The sequence below is a fragment of the Mesorhizobium sp. M0800 genome, from assembly GCF_040320095.1.
Classification (GTDB): Bacteria; Pseudomonadota; Alphaproteobacteria; order Rhizobiales; family Rhizobiaceae; genus Mesorhizobium.
Genome location: NZ_JAMYOZ010000001.1, coordinates 491,786 through 516,348, shown reverse-complemented (window position 1 = coordinate 516,348; position 24,563 = coordinate 491,786). Strand labels below are relative to the sequence as shown.

The window sequence follows — 24,563 nt, the reverse complement described above, 5'->3', positions numbered from 1 at the left end:
GCGGGCTATTCATTCGCCGCCTCGGCCGCCTTGGTGTCCAGCAGGCCAAAGCCGAAATCATTGTCCCGCCCCTTCGCGCCGAGATCCCTTGCGGTGACGGCAAGTGCTTTCTCGACCCAGTCAGCCGAACGGTCGGGTGCGGCATGCAACAGGTTGGCGACGGCGCCGGTCACGATCGCTGCGGCGAAGGACGTCCCGGTCACCACGTCCGAGCCGGCGCCGCTCGGCGCCACCATCTCGACGCCGGGAGCGGAGATGAAGACGTAGGCGCCGCGATTGGCCTGCTGCATCAGCCCGTCCTTGGCATCGGTGGCCGTCACCGCGATCACGCCGTCGAAGGCGGCCGGATAACCATAGGGCGCCTTCGGTCCGTTATTGCCGGCGGCCGCAACCAGCACGATGTCGAGCGCACGCGCATTGCGGCAGGCGATGCCGAGCAGGTCGTTCTTCGGGCCGACGAAGCTCATATTGATGATGCGGACGTCCTGGTCCGCCGCCCAGTCGAGCGCCGAAAGGATGACGTCCATGGTCGACTTGCCGCCCTCGAAGGCGCGGGCGTGATAGATCCTGGCGCCCGGCGCCATGCCTTTGAACGCGCCGTTACCGGCGATCAATCCGTCGACCGAAGTGCCGTGGTCGCGCGCCTTGATCGGCACGTCGGGCATGGCATCGAACTGCCCGGCGATGACGCCGGAGAGCGCCGGATTGCCGTCATCGATGCCGGTGTCGATGACGCCGACGCGCACATTCTCGCCGCTGGCCTCGTTGGCGTCGAGCGCAATGCGCTCGAACGCATAATTGACGATGCTGGCCGCCTGCTGCAGCGAATAGACATGGTTGGCCTCACGCCGCAAAGTACGGCCGTCGGCGGCAAGTTGCGCCAGTACGACGCCGACCGGGCGGCCGTCGGGAATGCCGAAGCGCACCAGTGTGTTGCCGAGCAGCCGCGACTGCCGCTGCGAGCGTATCTCGAGGCCGAACGAAGCCGCGATCTGCTGGACCGCGCCGGCATCGCCATTGACCGTGACCAGCACCTCGTCGGGCACGAAATCGCCGATCACGGCGCGCGGCGGCTCGGTTGCCACAAGATCGGTGGGTGCTACGACCGGACCGCCCGGCGCGGCAGCCTGTATTGCCGGCGCGACGGCGGGTGGGGTTGCAGTATTGCCAGGAGGTATAGGCGCCTCGGTGACTACGGCAGGATTGGGGAACAGGTCGACAATCAAGCCCGGAAGAAACAACGCGCCCGTTATTCCAGGAGCCGGCGCTTTGCCACCATCCTTCACGGCGCCGCCATCCTTGGCGCAGTCGGCGTTGGCCGCATTTCCCCGGTTCAGGCAGTCGATCTCAGCCTGGGTGAGGTTCGGGTCATTGGTCTGCGCCATTGCGGACGCGGCGAAGATTGTCATCGCTGCCGTCAATCGAATGACCGCCTTAGCCGCCATCAGCCGGTTTCCTTCCCTCCAGCGCAGCTTCGGTGAAAGGCTGGGCGGCAATAAGGCCAAGCAGCTTCTGATAGTCGGCGGCGGTCTTGGCCGGAACGCCGACGCGGAAGACGCCGTCGGCGGTCGGCCCGCCGGCGATCTTCAACTGGTTCTGGTCGAGAAAAGCGATGATGTCGGACAGCTTCGCATCCGGTTTGAACTTCACAAGGGCAAACGGCATTTTGGCCAGATCGTCCTCCGATCCGGCAATCTCGAAATCGCCACCTCTGTTGCCGGTCTGCACAAAGGATTGCGCGACGACCAGGGCCAGCAGCACCGCGGCCGCGGCCCAGGCGACGCCGGCAGGCACCGCCATGAAGCGGCTCCAGGCCTGCGCCAGCCAGGACGATGCCGCAGGCGCGCGGGACGGGACGGCCTCGGCGTCGAGCGCCTTGGCAAAGCGGCTGAGCGCATCGGCCGGCGGGCGGATTGCCTCGTTTGCGGCAGCGGTGCCGGAGAATTCGGCCTCGGCCTCGCCTAGTGCGGCCATCGCCGCCGGATCGCTCGCCAGCCATTCCTCGATGGCTTCGAGCTCGGTGCCCTCCAGCGAGCCGTTCAGATAAAACGGCAGCAGCATTTCCATTTCGTCGCGGCGTGACATCTTTTCAGCGGCGCTCATGGCCACCCCCTGTCGTAACCGGCGGCCTTGAGGGCTTCGCCGAGTTTCTTGCGGGCGTAGAACATCCTGGTCTTGACCGTTGCGACCGGGATGCCGAGTACCTCGCCGATCTCGCTCACCGATTGCCCGTGATAATAGGCAAGGTCGATCACCGTGCGGTGCTCTTCCGGCATGGCATCGATAAAGCGTCGCAAGGCGGCGGCCTTGTCTTCCTTCATCGTCACGACTTCAGGCGTGTCGGCGCCGTCGGCGACCTGGGCCGCGTCATCGTCGTCGATCCAGTCTTCCTTCTTCTTGCGCAGCAGGGACAGCGCCTTGAAGCGGGCAATGCCGAGCAGCCATGTCGAGACCTCCGAGCGCCCCTCGAAGGCCGGTGCCTGCCGCCAGAGTTCGAGGAACACCTCGTTCGCGATATCGTCGGCCATCAGTTCCGATCCCGTCTGGCGTGCTACGAAGCGGTAGACCCGCGCGTGGTGGCGCATGAACAGGAGCCGCACGGCGGCACGGTCGCCCTTCGCGACCCGCTCGACAAGCGCGCGATCGGTCTCCGCGGCCGTCATCGCCGGTCGAGCCGCCTGGCTCCTGCCTGCTCTGTCGCTGATCGGCCCAAAAAGGTTCACCGCATCCGCCCGTATATTTGCGGAGGCTAACTGAAGAGCGGGAGCGTTGCCAGAGGGAGAAGAGGGCGCGCGCTCAACTCAGGAACGGCTCGGCCTTCATCGTCGCCGGCACCGGCACGCCGAGGCGCGCAAGCACCGTCGGCGCGAGCTGCAGCTGATCGAGCAGCGTATTGGCTTCCGGACCCTCGCCGGATCCGAAGTAGTAAAGTGCGAAATCCTGCATCTCCTCGTCGTGGCCGCCATGATGGCCGCGATCGGTCTGGCCATGATCGGCGGTGACGATCACCTCGTAGCCGGCTTCCCGCCAGCGCGGCAGAAAGCCGGCGAGCATGGCGTCCATTGCATAGACGGCATGATCCATCTCGTGGCAGTCATGGCCGAAGCGGTGGCCCATCGAGTCCAGAGTACAGCTGTGCAGGATGCCGTAGTCGATGCCGTAGCGCCTGGTCAGCATGGTCAACGTCGCGAACAGGTCGACGTCGCTCGGCGTCATCTGGTTCCTGGCATTGTAGCCGGTCATGGTGTGGAACCGGCCATGGCTGATCGGCCTGCCCGGCTGGTCGAACTCCATGTCCTCGACCAGGTCGAACGGATAGGCCCGGAAGAATTCGGACCAGTAGGAGTGGGTGACCGCACCGGTCTTGCCGCCGGCCCTGCTGACTTCGGAAAAGATGTCCGGCTGTTCGACGCGAAACCGGTTCTCGTTCGACAGGATACCGTGCACTTGGGGCGGCACGCCGGTGTGGATCGAGGCATAGCAGGATGCCGAGGTCGACGGCAGCACGGAGCGCATTTTCCATACGCGGGCTTCGCCTGATTGCACCCAGCCTTCGAGATTGCCCATCAGCCGTCGCCAGTTCCGGTAAGGCACGCCGTCGAGGATGATGAGCAATAGTTTTGTGTCGAGCGCCAAGGGCGCCTCCATGCGGCTTAAATCGGAAAAGTCAGGGCGGGCCTGCCGTTCAATCCACACCCGGACAGGATCGTCGGGCGCAAAGGGCGGCCCGCTAGTTCCCCGCGCTGGCCATGCGCCGTCCCGTGATCGCTTTCTCTAGCCAGCCGATCTCCATTTCTGGCACCGACGATAGCAAAAGATCGGTGTAGGCATCGAAGGGTGGCGTCAGCACGGTGCTCTTGGCGCCGTAGCGCACCACTTCGCCGCGATACATCACGGCGATTGAATCGGCGATCGACTTGACCGTGGCCAGGTCGTGGGTGATGAACAGATAGGCGACGTTTTCCTCTTTCTGCAGCCCGAGGAGCAGCTCCAGTATGCCGTGGGCGACCAGCGGATCGAGCGCCGAGGTCACCTCGTCGCAGATGATCAGCTTCGGCTTTGCGGCGAGCGAGCGGGCGATGCAGACGCGCTGCTTCTGGCCGCCCGAAAGCTCGGCCGGATAGCGGTCGACATAGCCTTTGCCCATTTCGATCTTGTCGAGCAGTTCCGCGACACGGGCGTCACGTTGCCTTCCGCGCAGACCGAAATAGAATTCCAGCGGCCGGCCGATGATGGTGCCGACCGTCTGGCGCGGGTTCATCGCCACGTCGGCCATCTGATAGATCATCTGCAGTTGGCGAAGATCCTCCTTCGGCCGGTCGGCAAGCCGGTTGGCGAGCGGCCGTCCGTCGAAGGTGACGGTGCCTTGTTCGGGCGGCAAGAGGCCGGTGATGGCGCGCGCCAGTGTCGATTTGCCGGAGCCGGACTCGCCGACCACCGCCAGCGTCTGGCCGGGGAAAATATCGACCGAGACGTTCTTCAGCACCTTGATGTGACTGCGGCCATAGGCGGCGGTGATGTTCTTGACCGACAGGAACGGGCTCGTGCCAGGCTTCTGCTCCTGGTGTTCGATCTCATGCACCGAAACCAGCGCGTTGGTGTATTCCTGGCGCGGCTCCTTGATGATCTGGCGGGTGCCGCCCCATTCGACCAGCCGGCCGTGGCGCAGCACCATGATCTCGTCCGAGACCTGGGCGACGACGGCAAGGTCGTGAGTGATGTAGAGCGCCGCGACATGCGTGTCGCGGATGGCATCCTTGATCGCCGCCAAGACGTCGATCTGGGTCGTCACGTCGAGCGCCGTGGTCGGCTCGTCGAAGACGATCAGGTCGGGTTCCGAGCACAGCGCCATTGCCGTCATCACGCGCTGCAGCTGACCGCCCGAGACCTGGTGGGGGAAGCGCTCGCCGATGCTTTCGGGGTTCGGCAGGCTGAGCTTCTTGAACAGCGCCACGGCGCGCTTTTCGGCTTCGGCCCGCGTCGCCGTGCCGTGCAGGAGTGCTGCCTCGACCACCTGGTCCATCAGCCTGTGCGCCGGATTGAAGGCGGCTGCCGCCGATTGCGCGACATAGCAGACCTCGCGGCCGCGCAATTTGCGAAACCCTTCGTTGCCGCCCTTCAGGATGTCGCGGCCATTGAGGATGACCTCGCCGCCGGTGATGCGCACGCCACCGCGGCCGTAGCCCATCGACGACAGGCCGATGGTCGATTTGCCGGCGCCGGACTCGCCGATCAGGCCAAGCACCTTGCCCTTCTCGAGCGTCAGCGAGACGTCGTGCACCAGCACGATGTTCTTCGGCGCCTCACCCGGCGGATATACCGTGGCCTCGATGCGCAGATTGCGGATGTCGAGCAGCACGCCGGACTTCGGTTGCCCGGGCTTCGGTTGCCCGGGCTTCGGTTGCTTGTCAGCCATTACCCGCGTCCTCCCTTCAGGCTTGTCGTGCGGTTTAGCACCCAGTCGGCGACCAGATTGACGGAAATCGCCAGTGCGGCAATCGCCGCCGCCGGAATGAGGGCGGCGGCTATGCCGAAGACGATGCCGTCCTTGTTTTCCTTGACCATGCCGCCCCAATCGGCGCTAGGCGGCTGCACGCCAAGGCCGAGGAAGGAGAGCGTCGACAGGAACAGTACGGCATAGATGAAACGCAGGCCGAGTTCTGAAACCAGCGGCGACAGCGCATTGGGCAGGATCTCGCGGAAGATGATCCAACCGCTGCCTTCGCCGCGCAGCTTGGCCGCCTCGACATAATCCATGACGTTGATGTCGACAGCGACCGCCCTCGACAGGCGGTAGACGCGGGTCGAATCCAGAACGCCCATGACCAAGATCAGCGTCACCAGATTGGATGGCAGCACCGACAGCACGACAAGGGCCATGATCAATGTCGGGATCGACATCAGGAGATCGACGAGACGCGACAGAAGCGTGTCGAACCAGCCGCCGAACACCGCGGCCGAGAAGCCGAGGATGGCACCGAGCGAGAACGACAGCGCCGTCGCCAGCACCGCGATGAACAGGGTGATGCGGGCGCCGTAAATCATGCGCGACAACAGATCACGGCCGAGATTGTCGGTGCCCAGCCAATGCGTCGCCGACATTGGTTCCCAGACATCGCCGATGATCTCGCCATTGCCATGCGGCGCGATCCATGGCGCGAAGATCGCCGCCAGCACGAACAATGCCGTCAGCACTAGCCCGATCAGCGCCGGGATGGGGATGCGTTTTATGACGAGCATACCCGCCCCCTCATTTCGGATGTCTGAGGCGCGGGTTGGCGACGATCGCCGCTATGTCCGCGATGATGTTCAGGCTGATGTAAACGGCGGCAAAGATCAGCCCCACCGCCTGCACCACCGGCACGTCGCGCTTGGTGACGTGGTCGACGAGATACTGCCCCATGCCGGGATAGACGAAGATCACTTCGACGACGACAACGCCGACGATCAGGTAGGCGAGGTTGAGCATGACGACGTTGATGATAGGTGCAATCGCATTGGGAAAGGCATGCCTGCGAATGACGGCGAAGGCCGACAGCCCCTTGAGCTCCGCCGTCTCGACATAGGCAGACTGCATGACGTTGAGGATCGCGGCGCGCGTCATGCGCATCATATGGGCGAGCACCACCAGGGTCAGCGCCGCCGCCGGCAGCGTGATCGCCAGAATGCGTTCGCCGAAAGGCATTCCGTCATAGACGGTCGAGATGCCCGGGAAGATCTGGTACTTCACGGCGAAGAAATAGACGAGCACATAACCGATGAAGAATTCGGGAAAGGACGTCGAGGCGAGCGCCAATCCGGAAATCAGTTTGTCGACCCAGCCATTGCGGTAGCGCACTGCGATCAGGCCGAGGATGATCGCCAGTGGCACCGCCACGATCGCCGCCCAGAAGGCGAGGAACAACGTATTCCACAGTCGCCCCTTGATCGAGGTCGCAATATCTTGCCCGCTCGACATCGCCGTGCCGAGATTGCCGGTGAGCACGCCGCCGAGCCAGCGGAAATAGCGGATATAGGCCGGATCGTTGAGACCGAGCTGCTCGCGCAGATTGGCGAGCGACTGCGGGGTCGCCGACTGTCCGAGGATAGCTTGCGCGACGTCGCCGGGCAGGATCTGGGTGCCGGCGAAGATCAGGACCGAAACGGCCAACAGCAGCAGAATGCCCAGCGCGATGCGCTGGGCCACAAGTTTCACGATGGGTGAGGACATATCCGCAAGGCCGGGCTCAGGCTTCGAGCCAGCACTTTGCCAGAGCGTATCCGTTCATCAGCTCCTGATGCGGATCGTCGACCCAGCCGGCAACCTTGGCGCCCGTCGCGTCGATGAACTGGTTGAACATCGGCAGGATGAGGCCGCCCTCGTCGCGAACGAGCATCGCCATGTCGCGATACATCGCCTTGCGCTTGGTGTTGTCGAGCTCGGCGCGTGCCGCCAGCACCATCTTGTCGAAATCCGGACGCAGGAAACGCGTATCGTTCCAGTCGGCCGTCGACAGGTAGGCGGTCGAATACATCTGGTCCTGCGTCGAGCGTCCGCCCCAGTAGGACGCGCAGAAGGGCTGCTTGTTCCAGACTTCGTTCCAGTAGCCGTCGCCCGGCTCGCGCTTGATCTCCAGCGTGATGCCGGCCTTGGCCGCGCTCTGCTGATAGAGCTGCGCGGCGTCGACAGCGCCCGGGAAGGCGACGTCCGATGTTCTGAGCAAGATTGAGCCGTCATGGCCCGACTTCTTGAAGTGGAACTTTGCCTTGTCGGGATCGTATTTGCGCTGCTCGATATCATCGGAAAACAGCGGGTATGCCGCATTGATCGGGAAGTCGTTGCCGAGCGAGCCGTAGCCTCTGAGGATCTTGTCGAGCATCTCCTCGCGGTCGATCGCCAGCTTCAGCGCCATACGCAGATCGTTATTGTCGAATGGCGCGGTGTTGCAGTGCATGATGAAGACGTAGTGGCCAGGGCCGGCATGGTTGCGGATGGTGACGCCGGGTAGACGCTTGATCAGGTCGACGATCTTCGGCTCGACGCGGTTGATCATGTTGACCTGTCCGCCCTGCAGGGCGGCCGTCCGCGCCGTGGCATCGTTAATGACGATGACCTCGACCTGGTCGGCATGGCCCATCTTGTCGCCCTGCCAGTAGTTGGCGAAACGCTCGCCGCCATGACGCACGCCAGGCTCGTTGGTAGTGACCTTGTAAGGCCCGGCCGAGATGCCGGCGTCGGCCTTGTCCTTGCCGCCGTTCGGCTGGATGATCAGGTGGTAGTCGCTGAGCAGATAAGGAAGGTCGGCATTGGCCTCCTTCAGCGTCAGAACGACTTCCTTGCCGCTGACCTTGATGCTCTCGATGCCCTTCATGTAACCGAGTGCGCCGGACTTCGACTTTTCGTCCGAATGACGTTCGAGCGTGGCGGCCACGTCCTCGGCGGTCACCGTCTTGCCATTGTGGAATTCGACGCCGTCACGGATTTTCAGCGTCCAGGTCTTGGCGTCGTCCGACGAGCCGATCTCCTCGGCGATGCGGTTCTCGAGAGTGCCTTCCGGGGAAAGCTCGACGATCAGTTCGCCCCACATCTTGCCGAAGGCGAACGGCACCTGGGTCAGGAACAGGGCCGGATCGAGGCTGTCGGCCGAAGAGCCGCCGACCAGGCCGGCCTTCAGCGTGCCGCCCTTGACCGGGCCTGCGGCACGCGCCGCGTTTGAAAGCAGCGAGTTGGCGAAGGTTGCGGTGACACCGAGCGCTGCCGCCCGGCCGAGAAAATCGCGACGGCTCAGCTTGCCGGACGCAACGCGCCGGCTGAGAAATTCCAGTTCGTTTGACATGTTGAGTTCCTCACTCTGTTGGTCCGACCTTATGGTCGTTTTTCTCATTTCGATCGGGAGAATAATGACCGTAAGGGAAAGCGGTAAGCAAGACCGAATGCGACATGCCGTGGCGTAAATCGTGCGTCGCAATTGGACCAATCGCTATAAGCGCTCAAAGCAGTGCGCGCGGGATTTTCTCCTCGAAGTTGCGCTCGAAGACGAGTTTCTCGCCTTCGTAGGCTTCGATTCTGGCGCTAACCACGAAGCTTTGCGCGTCGGACCGCATTTCGGCGAAGGTTTCGGTGCGCACCGACCATCCATTTCGCGACAGCGTCTGGGTCCAATGCGTCTTGCCCGAGGCTGACAGCGGATTGTCGGGATGGATCGCCCATGCCTCTCTGGCGATGCTGCCATTAGCGAGGCCATGCTCCAGGTCGCGCACCTCACCGAAATCGTCGACGATGGAAAGCGTAATCATTCCGGTCTTTTCGTCGCGATCGACATGACGCTCGGAATTGGCGGGCCGAAGCGTCTCCGTTGCCCAGGGCGCAGCACCTTCGGGAGCGGGGAAGGTGACCTCGTCGCCTGTCGCCGGCGGGCGTACCGGCAGCATCAATGTCGCGGCCGACAATTCGAGCCGGACCGGCTCCGGCGACGGCCAGATTATCGGCCAATAGGCGTTCGAAACGGCAACGCGCAAGCGATGGCCGGCCGGCACGCGATAGGCGCATTGGTCGAGCACCACCCGGGCGCTGACGGTTTCGCCGGGCACCAGCGCTTCGGGAAATTCGTGCGAGTTGCGATGCGTCAGGTTGAGCACGCCGTACGAGATCAGCTCCGATGCCCCGTCCGGATGGACGTCGCACAGCCGAACCGCGATGTTCGCCTGGCGCCGGTCCGACGAGACCCTGACCACAACTTCGGGAGCACCGACAACGTCGACCGTTTCGGTCAGCACCGGCTGGTCGAAGCACACCGACAGCGCATCGTCGGGGCGCTGGTCACCCGGCATTTCCGGGCCGAAGGTGAAGGGGAAATATTCGCCGCCGGCGAGGCCGCAGCTTTGCGGCGAAGCGACGATAGCTTGGTTGCCTTCAGCGATAAGCTCAACCTCTTGCGTCTTGATGTTGGGTGACGGCCATTCCGATTCAGCGACCCAGTGGCCCGGCCGCTCGGGATGCCAGCGCGCCGGACGCACGCTGTCCATGACATAGGCGCGGTAGGCGGGGTCGGCCTCGACGCCGGTGTCGATGTCCTTCAGCCAGCGGTCCCACCAGCGCAAGGCCTCCTGCAGGAAGCCGATGCGCGGTTCGGGCGCGGCGTAATGCGGGTATTTGTGGATCCACGGGCCGACGATGCCCTTGACCGGCGCCTCGATATTGACGGCGAGATGGGAAATCGTATTGCGATAGCCATCATGCCAGCCGCCGATCGACAGCACCGCGGCATGGATGGCGGAATAGTCCTCGCAGATCGAGCCGCGCTTCCAATAGGCATCGCGATGCTGGTGCTTCAGCCACAGCGGTGCCAGGAAGGGCTGGTTCTCCAGCCTGGTCAGCCACAGGTCGCGCCATCTTTTGTCGCCGGCCAGCAACGGATCCGGCGGCCTTGACGAATAGGACAGCATGGTCGAGGCCCAGCCGAAATTCTCGATCAGCAGGCAGCCGCCCTTGTAGTGGATGTCGTCGGCATAGCGGTCGACCGTCGAACAGAGACTGATGACCGCCTTCAGCGCCGGCGGCTGCTTAGACGCCACCTGCAGGCAGTTGAAGCCGCCCCACGAAATGCCCATCATGCCGACATTGCCGTTGCACCAGGGCTGGTCCGCCGCCCAGGCGATGACGTCGCAAGCGTCCTGCAATTCCTGCTCGGAATATTCGTCGTCCATCAGCCCTTCGGAATCGCCATTGCCGCGCATGTCGACGCGGATCGAGGCGTAGCCGTGGCCGGCAAAATAGGGATGCGTCAGCTGATCACGATAGATCGTGCCGTCGCGCTTGCGATAGGGCAGGTGTTCGAGGATTGCCGGCACTGGATCGTCGGCAGCATCGGCCGGCATCCACACCCGCGCCGACAGCCGGCAGCCGTCCGGCATGATGATCCCCATATCCGGAAATTCGACGATCTTTCGTGGGAATTCAGTGACGATTTTCATGCGGGGCATAACGCCCCGCAGCGAGGCGACTTTCAATCGCTATTCGCGACTGGAGCAGCAAATTATGCGACGTGTCAGAGAGGCCGCGCGGCTACCGCAACTCGTCCACCAACTCCGGGTGTTTTTCCAACAGCGTCATCAGCTGAATGGTTGGGCCACTCGGCTCGATCAGACCCCGTTCGTATTTGTCGAAAGCGTTCTCGCCGACCTTGAACAGGGATCCTGCCTCGCGCTGCGACAGTTTGAGCTTTGTGCGCACGCGACGGATGGTGGCCGGTGCCGGAACGCCGTCGATCTTTTCTTTGAGGATGCGGAGCGCTGCATCGACGACGGTCATGTCGTCTCCGACATGCACGCCCTCACTTCCCGAAGAGGGATAATAACCCGGCAGGTCGACGATCATGCTCTCGCCCTTGTAAGTCACAGTGAACGGACGCACCCCACGCGTCAGCGTTTCTCCTGTTTCGGGGGAGGTCATGCTATTCGTTCCATTATTTTCTTTCATCGCCATAGTCACTTTTCCTTGAACGACATGACTGTGAATTCGGTCACGACGTCCGCCTGAAATTTCACGTAGAGAACCAGGTCGCGTGCTGGCACGTAATAGACATCTTGCCAGACACGATGGTCGGCGAACGTCGTCATCGACTTTACAAACATCTTCCGCGTGATGCTGCCGATCACCTCGACAATACCGGCGCGATCAAAGCCCAGCCCAATGGCATCCCGCAGGGCGGACGTCGTGATTGCCAGCGTGTCGACAGAACCCAACTCGGCCTTGATTGCATCAAGATCGTAAGTGGGTCTGCGTTTCTCCATAACGCAATATGCCACCATAAAGGTGGCAATTCAAGCCATTGAACTTTGCGGCATTCAATTCAGCGGAATGTCGTTCTCGTCCTTGCCGGCCTGATAGGCGCCGGACAATTCGTCATAGCGCGCCGATATTGTGTGGATGCGCGCTTCCAGCCGACCGCGCTCGGGGTCGGGCAGCGAGCGCACCAATTTGCGGATCGAAAAGCTCTTCCAATAGGCATTCTCGGCATTGTAGCCGCCGGGATCGAGGGTGAAGACCTCTTTCAGGATCTTCAAATCGTGCGGGATGTCGAAGCTGTCGCGCGAGTCCTCGTGGCTGAACAGATAGAAGAAATTGTCGAAGCCGGTCCAGGTGATCGCCGACAGGCAGAGCGAGCAAGGTTCGTGCGTGGCAAGAAAGATCGCGTCCTTGGTATCGACGCGCTCGGCCTTGGGCATTTCGTAGAAGCGCTTCAGGCAGTGCACCTCGCCATGCCAGAGCGGGTTTTCCGTCTCGTTGTTGGTTTCGGCAAGCACCAGCGAACGGTCGTCCTTGCGCAGGATCGCCGCGCCGAACAACTTGTTGCCATGCGCGACGCCCTCGGCCGTCTTCGGCACGATGTCGTGCTCTATGACATCGAGCAGGCGGTCGATCAGCGAAATGTCGGTCATCACCGGCTCCCATCGGGAAGATGTATCTCGTAGGCGTGCGAGAAATGGCACTCTTCGAGATTGGAGCCGTCGCCGCCACGGTCGACGACCAGGAAGTCCTGCGGCTCGCCGATCGGCGTCAGCACACCGTGCCACAGATTGCGCGGATAGTTGACGCCTTGGCCGGGCGCGGTGACGAACGCATGCGGTTCGCCCGGGCCTTCCTCGCCATCATGGCAGACGACGACCAGGAACGGCCGTGGTGACAGCGGGATGAAGGCCTGGCTGCCAAACGGATGGCGCTCCACCATGGTAAGCTTCAACGGCAGCTCATAGGGCATGCCACGCACCATCGAGATCAGCACGCGCGCATTCGGCCCTCGTGCTTCCGCGGTGGCGAGGTCATGGTAGCGCTCGGCCTTGCCGCCATTGATCGGATAATGGTTGTCGCCGCCCATATCGATGACATCGCCGAATTCGGCGAAATTCTCGCGGGTCAGCGGCCGCGCGACGATGCGGGTCATGGTGTAGGTCTCGCGACGCCGGCGCTGCCAAGCTTGGCGTGGCGGTTGACGTCCTTGTAGAGGAGATAGCGGAATTTGCCTGGCCCGCCGGCATAACAAGCCTGCGGGCAGAAGGCGCGCAGCCACATATAATCGCCAGCCTCGACCTCGACCCAGTCCTGGTTGAGACGATAGACCGCCTTGCCCTCCAGCACATAGAGCCCGTGCTCCATGACATGCGTCTCGGCGAAAGGAATGACCGCGCCCGGCTCGAGCGTGACGATGGTGACATGCATGTCGTGGCGCATGTCGGCCGGATCGACGAAGCGCGTGGTCGCCCATCGGCCTTCGGTACCCGGCATCGGCGTCGGCGCGATGTCCTGTTCGTTGACGAAGAACGCTTGCGGCGGCTCGATGCCGTCGACTGCATCATAAGTCTTGCGGATCCAGTGGAAGCGGACGGCGGCGCCGCTTTCATTGTGCACCGTCCACCCACTCGCCGGCGGCAGGAAGGCAAAGCCGCCCGGCCTTAAGCTATGTTTCTTGCCGGCAAGCGAAACGCTTAGCTCGCCTTCGACCACGAACATCGCACCTTCGGCGGCGGCGTCAAGCTCAGGGTGGTCGCTGCCGCCGCCAGGCGCGAGCTCGACGATATATTGCGAAAACGTCTCGGCAAAACCCGACAGCGGCCGCGACAGCACCCAGACGCGTGTCCCATCCCAGAACGGCAGGGCGCTGGTGACGATGTCCTGCATCACGCCTTTGGGGATGACGGCATAGGCCTGTGTGAACACAGCGCGGCCGGTCAGCAATTCGCTCTGGCCGGGATGTCCGCCCTGCGGCGCATAATAGGTTCGCTCGGCCATTTTCATCATATCCATAAATTCAAGCCTGTTGCGGAAGCCAGGGCCTATCGCGGCAGCCAAAGCCTATTGCGGAAGCATGTCCTTGAGACGAAGCAGCGCGATGCGCTCGACCTGTCTGCAGGCGGTTTCGAATTCGACATCGTGGCTGTTGCCAATACGCGCTTCGAACTCGGCCAGGATCTCCCCCTTGGTCTTGCCTTTCACCGCAATAATGAAGGGGAAACCGAAACTGGTGACGTAGGCGGCATTGAGTTTTGCGAACAGCTCGCGCTCCTTGTCGGTCAGCGCGTCGAGGCCGGCCGAAGCCTGTTCCCTCGACGATTCCGCCGTCAGCCGCTTGGCCTGCGCCAGTTTTCCGGCAAGGTCGGGGTGGGCATTGATCACGGAAAGCCGCTCGGCCTCGCTTGCCGCGCGAAAGACGCGGCAGAGCGCATTGTGCAGGCCGCCGGCACTGTCATGCGCCGGGCCGAGCTCCAGCTCATAAGCGCGCTCGGCAATCCACGGCGAATGCTCGAACACGCCGCCAAATGTATGGACGAAGGCCTCGAATTCCATTTTCGACGGGCGCAGCGCCGGCAACCGGAACGGATGCGTCTCCTGCCAATGTTTTGCGATGTCGATGCGCCGTGCCAGCCAGACCTTGTCGTGTGATTTGACGTAGTCGATGAAGCGCTTCAGTGCCGCGACGCGGCCCGGCCGGCCGACGAGGCGGCAGTGCAGGCCGATGTTCATCATGCGCGGCCGTCCTGCCTTGCCCTCGGCATAGAGCGTATCGAAACTATCCCTGAGATAGGCAAAGAACTGGTCGCCCGAGTTGAAGCCTTGCGGCGTGGCAAAGCGCATGTCGTTGGCGTCGAGCGTATAGGGGATGACCAGCTGCGGCTTCGCCGACCCGTCCGGTGCCACATGCTCGAACCAGTAGGGCAGTTCGTCGTCATAGGTGTCCGACACATAGTCGAAGCCGCCCTCTTCCGCCGCCAGCCGCACCGTGTTGATCGAGGTGCGCCCGGTGTACCAGCCGGTCGGCCGCGCGCCTGTGACCTCATAATGCAGCCGGATCGCCGCTTCCATGTCGCGGCGCTCGTCTTCTGGCGCATGGTCGCGGTAGTCGATCCATTTCAGCCCGTGCGAGGCGATCTCCCAGCCGGCCTCCTGCATCGCCGCAACCTGATCGGGCGAACGCGCCAGGGCCGTGGCGACGCCGTAGCAGGTGACCGGCACTTGCGCCGCGCTGAACAGGCGCAGCAATCGCCAGAAGCCGGAACGGGCGCCGTATTCGTAGATCGATTCCATGTTCCAGTGGCGCTGGCCGGGCCAGGGCGCGGCGCCGACGATCTCCGACAGGAAAGCCTCCGAAGCCTTGTCGCCGTGGAGGACGCAATTCTCGCCGCCCTCTTCGTAATTGACGACGAACTGCACCGCGACATGCGCCCCGCCGGGCCATTTCGGATCCGGCGGATTGGCTCCATAGCCCCGCATGTCTCGTTCGTAACGCATTCTCGCTCCTGCCGGAAATTGTGATCAGGATAGTCGAAAGGAGTGCCTGCGCATTCCCCCGAAATTTTTGAAAGTGTTTTTGTCGCGCTCCGCTCGACCGGGACTTATGCATCGCCTTTAATTGGCGCACAATTCATGAATAGTGTTCGACTATGCAGGGAATGGAGCAGCCAGTGGCGGAAACGTCGAAAGCCGAAGGCGGGCGCCTGACGACCCACGTCCTCGACACTGCGGCCGGCAAACCGGCGGCCGGTCTGTCGATCGAGTTCTATCATCTTGACGGTCAGGCCCGGACGCATCTGAAAACGGTCGTCACCAATGATGACGGCCGTTGCGATGCTCCGCTGCTTGCCGGCGCGGAATTCCGTACCGGCGAATACGAGCTGGTCTTTGCGGCTGGCGATTATCTGCGCCGGCAAGGGACAAAACTGCCGGAACCGGCCTTCCTCGACCATGTGCCGATCCGCTTCGGTATGGCCGAGCCGGTGCACTATCATGTGCCGCTGCTTCTGTCCCCGTACGGCTATTCGACTTACCGGGGAAGCTGAGATGGCCGGGATCAAGACACGCAACGAAATCCGGTTCATCCTCAATGGCGAGGACGTCGCGCTCAGCACGGTTGCACCCGACCAGACCCTGCTCGATTGGCTGCGGCTCGACCGCTCGCTGCGCGGCACCAAGGAAGGTTGCGCCGAGGGCGACTGTGGCGCCTGCACGGTGCTGGTCGGCAGGCTCTCCGGTGGAACACTGGTCTATGAAAGCGTCAATGCCTGCATCCGCTTCCTTGGCTCGCTAGACGGCACGCATGTCGTGACCGTCGAGCATCTGCGCGGCGACGCAGGAAAACTGCACCCCGTACAGCAGGCGATGGTCGATTTCCACGGCTCGCAATGCGGCTTCTGCACACCGGGTTTCGTCATGTCGCTTTATGCTCTGTGGATGCGGGCGCCGGAGCCGTCGGACGCCGCCATCGAAAAGGCGCTGCAAGGCAATCTCTGCCGCTGCACCGGCTATGAGGCGATCATGCGCGCCGCACGTGCCATCTCCAGCTACGGCACGGCGGCAAAGGATCCGTTGGCGGCGGAGCGCAAGGCAGTCACGGCAAAGCTCGAAGCGATGAAGGACGGTTCGCGCATCGAGATCGGCTCCGGCAACAAGCGGCTGATCGTGCCGGCCAATGCCGACGATCTGGCCAGCGTACTCGTCAAGGAGCCGGGCGCCACTGTCGTCGCGGGTTCGACCGATGTCGGCCTTTGGGTGACCAAGCACATGCGCGATATTGCGCCGGCGGTTTTCATCGGCAATCTCGATGGTCTGTGCGGGATTTCCGAGGACAAGGGCGTCGTCTCGATCGGCGCCGGTGTCACCTATAGCGAAGCCTTCTCGACGCTGGCGAAACGCATCCCGGCGCTCGGCCCGCTGTTCGACCGCATCGGCGGCGATCAGGTGCGCAACATGGGCACCATCGGCGGCAATATCGCCAACGGTTCGCCGATCGGCGACACGCCGCCGCCCCTGATCGCACTCGGTGCCCGCCTGACGCTGCGCCGCGGCGACAAGCGTCGAACGATCCCGCTCGAGGAGTTTTTCATCGCCTATGGCAAGCAGGACCGGCAGCCCGGCGAATTCGTCGAGGCCGTGCATGTTCCGGTGCCAGGTAGCGAGACGAAATTTGCCGTCTACAAGATCACCAAGCGCCGCGACGAAGACATCACAGCAGCGCTAGGCGCGTTTTTCCTGAAGCTCGCCGAGCATGGCACGGTGGCGGATGTGCGCATCGCCTATGGCGGCATGGCGGCAACGCCGAAGCGAGCCTTTGGCGTCGAAAAGGCATTGCTTGGCAAGCCCTGGACGGAAGCGACGGTCGAGGCGGCGATGGCCGCGTATGCCGACGATTTCACGCCGCTGACCGACATGCGGGCAAGCGCCGAATACCGGGCGCTGGCGGCGCGCAACCTGCTGCTGCGCTTCTTTGCCGAAACCACCGGCACCCGGGCGCCGATCCAGGTATCACGGCACGAGGCGGCATGATGAACAAGCACGCCACCCCCAACCTGAAGGCGCAAAAAATCGCAGGCGGCGTCGCCACCGACCAGCGCCATGATTCCGCGCACAAGCATGTCAGTGGCACGGCCGTCTATATCGACGACATGCCGGAACCGGCCGGCACGCTGCACGGCTGCCTTGGGCTTTCGACGGCGACGCATGCCACCATCACCAGCATGGACCTGTCGGCGGTGCGCGCGGCACCCGGCGTCATCGACGTGCTGACGGCGAGCGACGTGCCAGGCGAGAACGACATTTCGCCGACCGGCCGTCACGACGAGCCGGTGCTGGCCGACGGCAAGGTGCAATTCTTTGGCCAACCGATCTTCTGTGTCATCGCTCAAACCCGCGAGCAGGCGCGCCGCGCGGCGAGGCTGGCCAAGGTCGAATACAAGGAATTGCCGTTCGTCGCCGATGTCGGTGAGCTCGATCCCCGGAAAGATAAGCTGGTCACGCCGCCGCTGACGCTGAAGCGCGGTGATGCAGCGGCTGCGATCAATGCGGCGCCGCGCCGGCTGAAGGGAAAAATGCGCATAGGCGGCCAGGAGCATTTCTATCTGGAAGGCCATATCGCCTTGGCCATCCCTGGCGAGGACCACGACGTCACCATCTATTCCTCGACCCAGCACCCGAGCGAAATCCAGCACATGGTCAGCCACGCGCTCGGTGTGCCGAGCCACGCGGTGACGGTGGAAATCCGCCGGATGGGCGGCGCTTTCGGCGGTAAGGAAACGCAAGGCAATCAGTTTGCGGCATTGGCCGCTATCGCCGCGAAGAAACATCATCGGGCCGTGAAAATCCGGCCCGACCGCGACGACGACATGATCGCCACCGGCAAACGCCACGATTTCCTCGTCGACTACCAGGTCGGCTTCGACGACGAGGGCAATATTCTGGGCGTAGATTTCATGTTCGCGGCGCGCTGCGGCTTCTCGGCCGACCTCTCCGGCCCGGTCACTGACCGCGCGCTGTTCCATTGTGACAACACCTATTTCTGGCCGGCGGTGCACGGGCAATCGGCGCCGCTCTACACCAACACGGTATCGAACACCGCCTTTCGCGGCTTCGGCGGCCCGCAAGGCATGGTCGGCGCCGAGCGCGTCATCGACGAAGTCGCGTTTGCCGTCGGCAAGGACCCGCTCGAAATCCGCAAGAAGAATTTCTACGGCACCAGCGACCGCAACATCACGCCCTATCACCAGACGGTCGAGGACAACGTCATCCACCGCATCGTCGCCGAGCTGGAGGCGAGTTCCGACTATGCAAGGCGCCGCCGCACCAACGATGCTTTCAATGCCAACAGCCGCTTCATCAAGCGCGGACTGGCGCTGACGCCGGTCAAGTTCGGCATCTCGTTCACCGCCACCCACTACAACCAGGCCGGCGCGCTGGTGCATGTCTATACCGATGGTTCGGTGCATCTGAACCACGGCGGCACCGAGATGGGGCAGGGCCTCTATGTCAAGGTGGCGCAGGTCGTGGCGGAAGAGTTCCAGATCGACCTCGATCAGGTCAAGATCACCGCGACGACGACCGGCAAGGTGCCGAATACCTCGGCCACCGCCGCATCTTCCGGCTCCGACCTCAACGGCATGGCGGCGCAGAATGCCGCCCGCCAGATCAAGGACCGGTTGATCAATTATGCCGTCGAGAGATACCAGGTGCCGCGCGACCAGGTGCTGTTCCTGCCCAACCGCGTGCGCATCGGCAACCAGGAGATCGCCTTCGCCGATCTCGTCAGGCAGGCCTATATGGCGCGCATCCAGCTTTCGGCGGCGGGTTTCTACAAGACGCCGAAAATCCATTGGGACCGCGACAAGGGCGAGGGCCATCCCTTCTACTATTTCGCCTATGGCGCCGCGTGCTCGGAAGTCTCGGTCGATACGCTGACCGGCGAATATGTCGTCGAACGCACCGACATCCTGCACGAAACCGGCCGCTCGCTGAACCGCGCCATCGACCTCGGCCAGATCGAGGGCGGCTTCATCCAGGGCATGGGCTGGCTGACGACGGAGGAACTGTGGTGGGACGACAAGGGGCGGCTGCGCACCCATGCGCCATCGACCTACAAGATCCCGCTCGCGTCGGACCGGCCGAAGATTTTTAATGTGACTTTGGCCGACTGGGCGCAAGCAGGCGAGCCGACGGTGCACCGCTCCAAGGCGGTCGGCGAGCCGCCCTTTCCGCTCGCAATGTCGGTGCTGCATGCGCTGTCGGACGCAGTTGCGAGCGTTGCTAGCCACAAGATCTGCCCGCGCCTCGACCCGCCGGCCACGCCGGAGCGTGTGCTGATGGCGATCGAACGGCTGAAGCGGGAAGCCAGGACCGGCACTTGAATCCCGGAAAACGTGCAATTCAGGCCGAAAAACTCTATATTTCCCGATAGGGAACGCGAATGATGAACGCGAAAGTGCAGAGCCTGAAAGCCTTTCTTGCCGGTGCCGGCCGGGTCGCCTTAGTTGAGGTGGCCGGAACAAAAGGTTCGACGCCGCGCGAGACGGGTGCCCTCATGCTCGTCTCAGGATCGGCCACTTTCGGCACGATCGGCGGCGGCCAGCTCGAATACATGGCGATCGACAAAGCGCGGCAGATGCTTGGTCGATCTGCCGCAGGCCCTGGCGAGGTTGGCGCCGCCCCTCATCCGCCTGCCGGCACCTTCTCCCCGTATAGTGACGGGGAGAAGGGGGCTGGCCGCAACGCTGTCGCCACGCTCGACATCGCGCTCGGCCCGGAGATCGGGCAGTGCTGCGGCGGCAGGGTCGAGTTGCTGATCCGGCTGGTCGACGCCGCGCTTGAAGCCAAGCTGGTTGCGGCGGCGGAAGCCGAGGAAGCGCAGCTACCGCATGTCTACATCTTCGGCGGCGGCCATGTCGGCCAGGCGCTGGCCTCCGCGATGGCCTTGCTGCCGGTGCATGTCGTCGTTGTCGAGACGCGAGCCGAAGCGCTCGAAGGCATGCCGGATAGAGTCGAAACCAAGCTGACGCCGATGCCTGAGGCAATGGTGCGCAAGGCGCCGGCCCGCTCCGCCTTTGTCGTCCTGACCCATGACCATGCGCTGGATTTCCTGATCGTCGCCGAGGCGCTGAAACGCCGGGATGCCGCCTATGTCGGCATGATCGGTTCCAAGACCAAGAAGGCGACGTTTCGGAACTGGTTCCTGAAATCGGCGGACGGAAGCGAGGCGGAATTTGACCGCCTCGTCTCGCCGATCGGCGGCGATGCAATCAAGGACAAGCGCCCGCAGGTGATCGCCGCGCTCGCCGCAGCCGAAATCATGACTGCGTTGACCACCCACGCTCCGTCCAAAGCGCGTCGTGGCAAGGCGATGGCCGGCTGACGTTTCCTTCTATTCCTTCTCCTGCGTATGTGCCTCAAGGAACCACAGCAATTTGTCGAGCGAGCGTGAATAGGCGGTGAAGATGTCGGCGGTGTCGGCGTCGCCCGCGCCAGCCGCTTCGTCGATCGCCGCGCGTGCCCGCTTGGCGGTTGCGGCATAGCGGTCGATCAGCGCCGCCAGATGATCTCGGGTCTTGTGGATGTCGGTCGGATAGGCCTCCAGCATACTCGCCTTCGACACCTCTTGCGATGTGCCGAGCGCCGTGCCGCCGAGCTGTACGGCGCGCTCCGCAATGGTGTCGACATGGCCGTCGATCTCCTCGCGGAACGTGTCGAGCATCTCATGGATGGCGATGAATTGCGGTCCCTTGACGTTCCAGTGCGCCTGCTTGGTGATCAGCGCCAGATCGATGGCGTCGGCGAGGCGGGCGTTGAGAAGATCGATACACTCCTTCTTGGCGTTGGATTGCAGGTCGTTGCGGGTGGCGATGGCATCCATGGTCGGCTCCTGTGGCGGTTGCGTCCGCGTGGTTTCAAGAGGGTGAAGTTTGTGGAAGGTCAATCGAACATGCGCGCAGACGCCCTCATCCCCGCGCGGCACGGCATCCCAAAACGGCGATGTCCGGCTTTCGTTCCGCTCGTTTTACGCCGGCCTTTTCAAGCCCAGATGGTCGCGCAGCGTGCTGCCTTCATAGTCCGTGCGAAACAGCCCGCGCCGCTGCAATTCCGGCACGACTAGTGTGGCAAAGGCATCGAGTTGGCCGGGAAAATAGGATGGCATGACGTTGAAACCGTCTGCCGCGCCGCCCTCGAAGCGTGCCTCGAGCTCGTCGGCGATCTGGGCCGGCGTTCCGACGACGCGCCAATGACCGCGCGCACCGGCGAAATGACGGGCAAGCTGGCGAATGGACAGCTTGTCGCGGCGGGATTGCTCGATGACGAGCGCCTGCCGGCTCTGCATGCCTTCGCTGGCCGGCAGCTCGGGCAGCGGTCCGTCGATGGGATAGCGCGCGAGATCGGATATGCTGAGATAGCTGGAAAGCAGCGCGACACCGACATCGTCCGGTATCAGCTCCTGCAGTTCATCACGTCTTGCCCGGGCTTCCGCTTCGCTTGCCGCGACGACCGGCGCGACGCCGGGCATGATCTTGACGTCCTCCGGCTCGCGCCCATGGGGCGCCAGCCGTCCCTTGAGGTCGTCGTAGAAGGCCTTTGCCTCCTCGAATGTTTGCGCCGCAGTGAACACCACATCGGCGGTCCGGGCGGCAAGATCGCGGCCCTCATCCGACGCTCCCGCCTGAACCATGACCGGTGCACCTTGTGGCGAGCGCGGCAGATCGAGCGGGTCGCGCACCGAAAAGCTTCTGCCTTCGTGTCCGCCCCGGCCTTGCCAAAGGCCAGCAACCACGGCAGCGAATTCGCGCGCCCGTTCGTAGCGGTCGGCATGCGGGCGCAGGCCGGTCGAGCCGAAATTGGCGGCCTCGATCTGGCTGGCGGAAGTGACAAGGTTCCAGCCGGCACGCCCGCCGCTCAGATGGTCGAGCGACAGGAAGGTTCGCGCCAGCCCGTAAGGCTCGTTATAGCTCGTCGACGCCGTGGAGACGAGGCCGATGCGCACCGTCTGGACGGCGAGCGCGGCAAGCAGGCTGATCGGCTCGAAGCCGATCGAGCGCGACGTTTGGCTGGCGATGTTGACATTGGCCTCGCGCACGCCGGCGGCGTCCTCGCAGAAGATCATGTCGAACTTTGCCGCTTCCGCCGTCCGCGCCAGTTGGATGTAATGATCGATGTCGATGCCGGCCGTGACATGCGCCTGCGGATGGCGCCAGGCTGCGATGTGGTGGCCTGTCGCCCACAGGAAGGCGCCGAGCTTCATCTGGCCTCGACCGGCGCTCATTGCCGATCCTCCCCTGCAAGCCCGAGATGGGCGCGCAGTGTCGCCGCGCTGTAGCCGGACCGGACAAGGCCGCGGCGGCGAAGCTCCGGCAGCACGAGACCGACGAAATCGTCGAGCGCCGATGTGAGCGGCACGGCGATGTTGAAACCGTCGCAGGCTTTCGAGCGAAGCAACTCTTCGAGCCTGCCCGCAAACATGTCCGGCGCGGCGGTTATTTCGGCGCTGGCGGTAACGTTCATCAGCACTTTCAGCGCCTCCGGACTGCGCCCGAAGGCAAGCGCACGGCGCTTCAGATCGCCAGCCTTCGCTGGCTCGATCGATGGCTCATCCAGCAGGACGACATCGGCGGTGCGGGCGGCGATGTCCATGGCGGGCTCGGACAGGCCGGACATGACCAGCACCGGCGTGTCCTGCGGCGACCGCGCCACGTTGAGCGGCCCGCGCACGGAAAAATATTCGCCCTTGTGGTCGAGAAGGTGCATCTTCTCGGGATCGAAGAAGCGGCCGCCAACTTTGTCGAACAGCAGCGCGTCTGCGTCCCAGCCTTTCCACAAGCCTTGCACGATGCCGATGAATTCCTCGGCGCGCAGGCGGAAATCGTCGCCGGAAAACCCTTCCTGTCGGCTGAAATTGGCCGCCTCGCGCGGGTCGGGCATCATGCTCGCGTTCCAGCCGGCGCGGCCATGGCTGATAATATCGAGCGAAGCGAAACGGCGCGCGAGATTATAGGGCTGGTGGGCGACCGTCGACGCTGCCGCGACGAGGCCGATCCTGCTTGTCACCGTCGCCAGCGCCGCCACCAAGGTCGTTGCTTCGAAGCGCATTTGGCGGTTCGGCCCGCCTGCAACCGGTGCGGAATCGCCCAGCAACACCATGTCCAGACCGGCCGCTTCGGCTTCTTGCACGAACCGCGTCAGCAGACTGAAGTCCGGGCCGGCGTCGGGCGGATGGGAAGGGGCGACTTCCGGAGACAGTGAAACGGCGAGACACATTGTGGCGCCGTTGGCCATCGCTTTTCCCTGTTGAGCGAGATTCCTTGAGAATTATCTCGCCGGCTGGACGGAAAGCAACCGGCCAGCCGGCGATCATTTGCCGGCCAGAATATCCCTGATCAGCCGCTGGCAGCGCTCGGCCATGAAATCGAGCAGCAGCCGCACCTTCGGATCCTGCAGCTTCTTGTGCGGGTAGACGGCGGCGAACTGCACCGGCGTCGGCGGCGAGTTGCTCAGGATCACCTTCAGCCGCTGGTCGCGGATAAACGGCTCGACCTCGAAGCGCGGCTTGTTGATGATGCCGCGGCCGGACAGCGCCCAGCCGGTCAGCACGTCGCCATCATCGGTATCGTAGGGGCCGTGCACCTCGAACTTTTGCGGCCCATTCGGCGTCTGCAGCGTCCAGACATATTCGCGCGCGCCGGAATAGCGCAGCATCAGGCAATCGTGTTTCTTGCCGATCAACTCCTGCGGCTCGGTCGGCTCGCCGCGCACGTCCAGATATTGCGGAGCCGCTACCAGCACGCGTTCGCACTCCATGATGCCGCGCATCCTGAGGCTGGAATCCTCGATAATGCCCAGCCGGAACGCAACGTCGATGCCTTCCTTCATGATATCGACATTGTGATCGGAAAGCCGGAGCCGCACCTCGATATCTGGGTACCTGTCGTGGAAATCCGGGATTCCGGATGCTACCAGCCGCCGCCCGAGGCCGAGCGGCGCTGTCACCTTTATCGTGCCGCGCGGCTGGCCGGATAACGCGCTGACCGCCGCTTCCGCCTCGGTGACCGCCTCCAGCACCTGCTTGGCGCCAGAGTAGAACACCGTGCCGTGCTCGGTCGGCATCAATTGTCGCGTCGTGCGGTTGAACAGCCTGACGCCCAGGTGCTTCTCGAGCTCCTTGATCCGATTGGAAGCGACCGCCGGCGAAATGCGCATGTCGCGCCCAGCCGCCGACAAATTGCCGAGCTCGACGACGCGGACGAAAACGGCGATGTTGTCGAGATAGGCCATGCGGCTTCCGTGG

The 24,563-nt window shown here is 63.4% G+C and carries 23 protein-coding genes; 4 read left to right on the top strand and 19 right to left on the bottom strand.

The features are described from left to right. Positions 1 to 5: 5 nt before the first annotated feature. The 15 genes from NKI18_RS02380 to puuE all read right to left on the bottom strand — a co-directional run bounded on the left by NKI18_RS02380 (position 6) and on the right by puuE (position 15,265). The gene (locus NKI18_RS02380; RefSeq protein ID WP_352614335.1) at positions 6 to 1,445 is read right to left on the bottom strand and encodes a S8 family serine peptidase; all 1,440 of its coding nucleotides are present in this window, start codon (positions 1,443 to 1,445) and stop codon (positions 6 to 8) included. Continuing rightward, positions 1,435 to 2,103, bottom strand: coding sequence for an anti-sigma factor (locus tag NKI18_RS02375; protein ID WP_352614336.1), 669 nt, complete (start codon positions 2,101 to 2,103; stop codon positions 1,435 to 1,437). Before NKI18_RS02375 ends, NKI18_RS02380 begins: the two co-directional genes overlap by 11 nt. Continuing rightward, positions 2,100 to 2,663, bottom strand: a complete 564-nt coding sequence (locus NKI18_RS02370) for a sigma-70 family RNA polymerase sigma factor (RefSeq protein WP_352452243.1) — start codon at positions 2,661 to 2,663, stop codon at positions 2,100 to 2,102. Before NKI18_RS02370 ends, NKI18_RS02375 begins: the two co-directional genes overlap by 4 nt. Positions 2,664 to 2,796: 133 nt before the next feature. Then, on the bottom strand, positions 2,797 to 3,636 hold the full coding sequence (locus NKI18_RS02365; RefSeq protein ID WP_352614338.1) for an alkaline phosphatase family protein: 840 nt from the start codon (positions 3,634 to 3,636) through the stop codon (positions 2,797 to 2,799). Positions 3,637 to 3,730: 94 nt separating this feature from the next. Next, positions 3,731 to 5,416 carry an ABC transporter ATP-binding protein gene (locus NKI18_RS02360; protein WP_352614340.1) on the bottom strand — a complete coding sequence of 562 codons (1,686 nt, stop codon included), beginning with the start codon at positions 5,414 to 5,416 and terminating at the stop codon, positions 3,731 to 3,733. After that, positions 5,416 to 6,240, bottom strand: coding sequence for an ABC transporter permease (locus tag NKI18_RS02355; protein WP_352590907.1), 825 nt, complete (start codon positions 6,238 to 6,240; stop codon positions 5,416 to 5,418). The genes NKI18_RS02360 and NKI18_RS02355 overlap by 1 nt, the downstream gene beginning before the upstream one ends. A gap of 10 nt (positions 6,241 to 6,250) precedes the next feature. Further along, entirely contained in the window at positions 6,251 to 7,210 is a 960-nt protein-coding gene (locus NKI18_RS02350) for an ABC transporter permease (RefSeq protein ID WP_352590910.1), read from the bottom strand. 16 nt (positions 7,211 to 7,226) lie between these two features. Next, a complete protein-coding gene (locus NKI18_RS02345; RefSeq protein ID WP_352614341.1) occupies positions 7,227 to 8,816 on the bottom strand; it encodes an ABC transporter substrate-binding protein in 1,590 nt (529 codons plus the stop codon). 154 nt (positions 8,817 to 8,970) lie between these two features. Beyond that, a complete protein-coding gene (locus NKI18_RS02340) occupies positions 8,971 to 10,953 on the bottom strand; it encodes a CocE/NonD family hydrolase (protein ID WP_353018740.1) in 1,983 nt (660 codons plus the stop codon). A 91-nt stretch (positions 10,954 to 11,044) separates the two neighbouring features. Then, positions 11,045 to 11,464, bottom strand: a complete 420-nt coding sequence (locus NKI18_RS02335) for a type II toxin-antitoxin system MqsA family antitoxin (RefSeq protein ID WP_352614344.1) — start codon at positions 11,462 to 11,464, stop codon at positions 11,045 to 11,047. A 2-nt stretch (positions 11,465 to 11,466) separates the two neighbouring features. Further along, positions 11,467 to 11,772, bottom strand: a complete 306-nt coding sequence (locus NKI18_RS02330) for a type II toxin-antitoxin system MqsR family toxin (protein ID WP_352614345.1) — start codon at positions 11,770 to 11,772, stop codon at positions 11,467 to 11,469. A gap of 54 nt (positions 11,773 to 11,826) precedes the next feature. Next, positions 11,827 to 12,420 carry a nucleoside deaminase gene (locus tag NKI18_RS02325; protein WP_352454754.1) on the bottom strand — a complete coding sequence of 198 codons (594 nt, stop codon included), beginning with the start codon at positions 12,418 to 12,420 and terminating at the stop codon, positions 11,827 to 11,829. Next, complete coding sequence (locus tag NKI18_RS02320) at positions 12,420 to 12,923, bottom strand: ureidoglycolate lyase (protein WP_352614347.1); 504 nt, start codon at positions 12,921 to 12,923, stop codon at positions 12,420 to 12,422. Before NKI18_RS02320 ends, NKI18_RS02325 begins: the two co-directional genes overlap by 1 nt. After that, positions 12,920 to 13,768: a bifunctional allantoicase/(S)-ureidoglycine aminohydrolase gene (locus NKI18_RS02315; protein WP_502900645.1), complete on the bottom strand. Its 849-nt coding sequence runs from the start codon at positions 13,766 to 13,768 to the stop codon at positions 12,920 to 12,922. The genes NKI18_RS02320 and NKI18_RS02315 overlap by 4 nt, the downstream gene beginning before the upstream one ends. Positions 13,769 to 13,831: 63 nt before the next feature. Further along, complete coding sequence (puuE, locus tag NKI18_RS02310) at positions 13,832 to 15,265, bottom strand: allantoinase PuuE (protein ID WP_352614349.1); 1,434 nt, start codon at positions 15,263 to 15,265, stop codon at positions 13,832 to 13,834. 173 nt (positions 15,266 to 15,438) lie between these two features. Between puuE and uraH the strand changes: the two genes are divergently transcribed. The 4 genes from uraH to xdhC all read left to right on the top strand — a co-directional run bounded on the left by uraH (position 15,439) and on the right by xdhC (position 20,648). Beyond that, positions 15,439 to 15,813, top strand: a complete 375-nt coding sequence (gene uraH, locus NKI18_RS02305; RefSeq protein WP_352614350.1) for a hydroxyisourate hydrolase — start codon at positions 15,439 to 15,441, stop codon at positions 15,811 to 15,813. Between the two features lies 1 nt (position 15,814). Continuing rightward, positions 15,815 to 17,296, top strand: coding sequence for a xanthine dehydrogenase small subunit (xdhA, locus tag NKI18_RS02300; protein WP_352614351.1), 1,482 nt, complete (start codon positions 15,815 to 15,817; stop codon positions 17,294 to 17,296). Next, positions 17,296 to 19,647: a xanthine dehydrogenase molybdopterin binding subunit gene (gene xdhB / locus NKI18_RS02295; RefSeq protein ID WP_352614353.1), complete on the top strand. Its 2,352-nt coding sequence runs from the start codon at positions 17,296 to 17,298 to the stop codon at positions 19,645 to 19,647. The genes xdhA and xdhB overlap by 1 nt, the downstream gene beginning before the upstream one ends. Positions 19,648 to 19,709: 62 nt before the next feature. After that, entirely contained in the window at positions 19,710 to 20,648 is a 939-nt protein-coding gene (gene xdhC / locus NKI18_RS02290) for a xanthine dehydrogenase accessory protein XdhC (protein WP_352614747.1), read from the top strand. A gap of 9 nt (positions 20,649 to 20,657) precedes the next feature. Here xdhC and dps read toward each other — a convergent pair whose 3' ends face one another. The 4 genes from dps to NKI18_RS02270 all read right to left on the bottom strand — a co-directional run bounded on the left by dps (position 20,658) and on the right by NKI18_RS02270 (position 24,550). Next, positions 20,658 to 21,146 carry a DNA starvation/stationary phase protection protein Dps gene (gene dps / locus NKI18_RS02285; protein WP_352590942.1) on the bottom strand — a complete coding sequence of 163 codons (489 nt, stop codon included), beginning with the start codon at positions 21,144 to 21,146 and terminating at the stop codon, positions 20,658 to 20,660. A gap of 144 nt (positions 21,147 to 21,290) precedes the next feature. After that, entirely contained in the window at positions 21,291 to 22,544 is a 1,254-nt protein-coding gene (locus tag NKI18_RS02280; protein ID WP_352614354.1) for an LLM class flavin-dependent oxidoreductase, read from the bottom strand. Then, a complete protein-coding gene (locus tag NKI18_RS02275; protein ID WP_353018736.1) occupies positions 22,541 to 23,554 on the bottom strand; it encodes an LLM class flavin-dependent oxidoreductase in 1,014 nt (337 codons plus the stop codon). Before NKI18_RS02275 ends, NKI18_RS02280 begins: the two co-directional genes overlap by 4 nt. Before the next feature lie 75 nt (positions 23,555 to 23,629). After that, entirely contained in the window at positions 23,630 to 24,550 is a 921-nt protein-coding gene (locus tag NKI18_RS02270) for a LysR family transcriptional regulator (RefSeq protein WP_352614355.1), read from the bottom strand. Between the last annotated feature and the right edge of the window lie 13 nt (positions 24,551 to 24,563).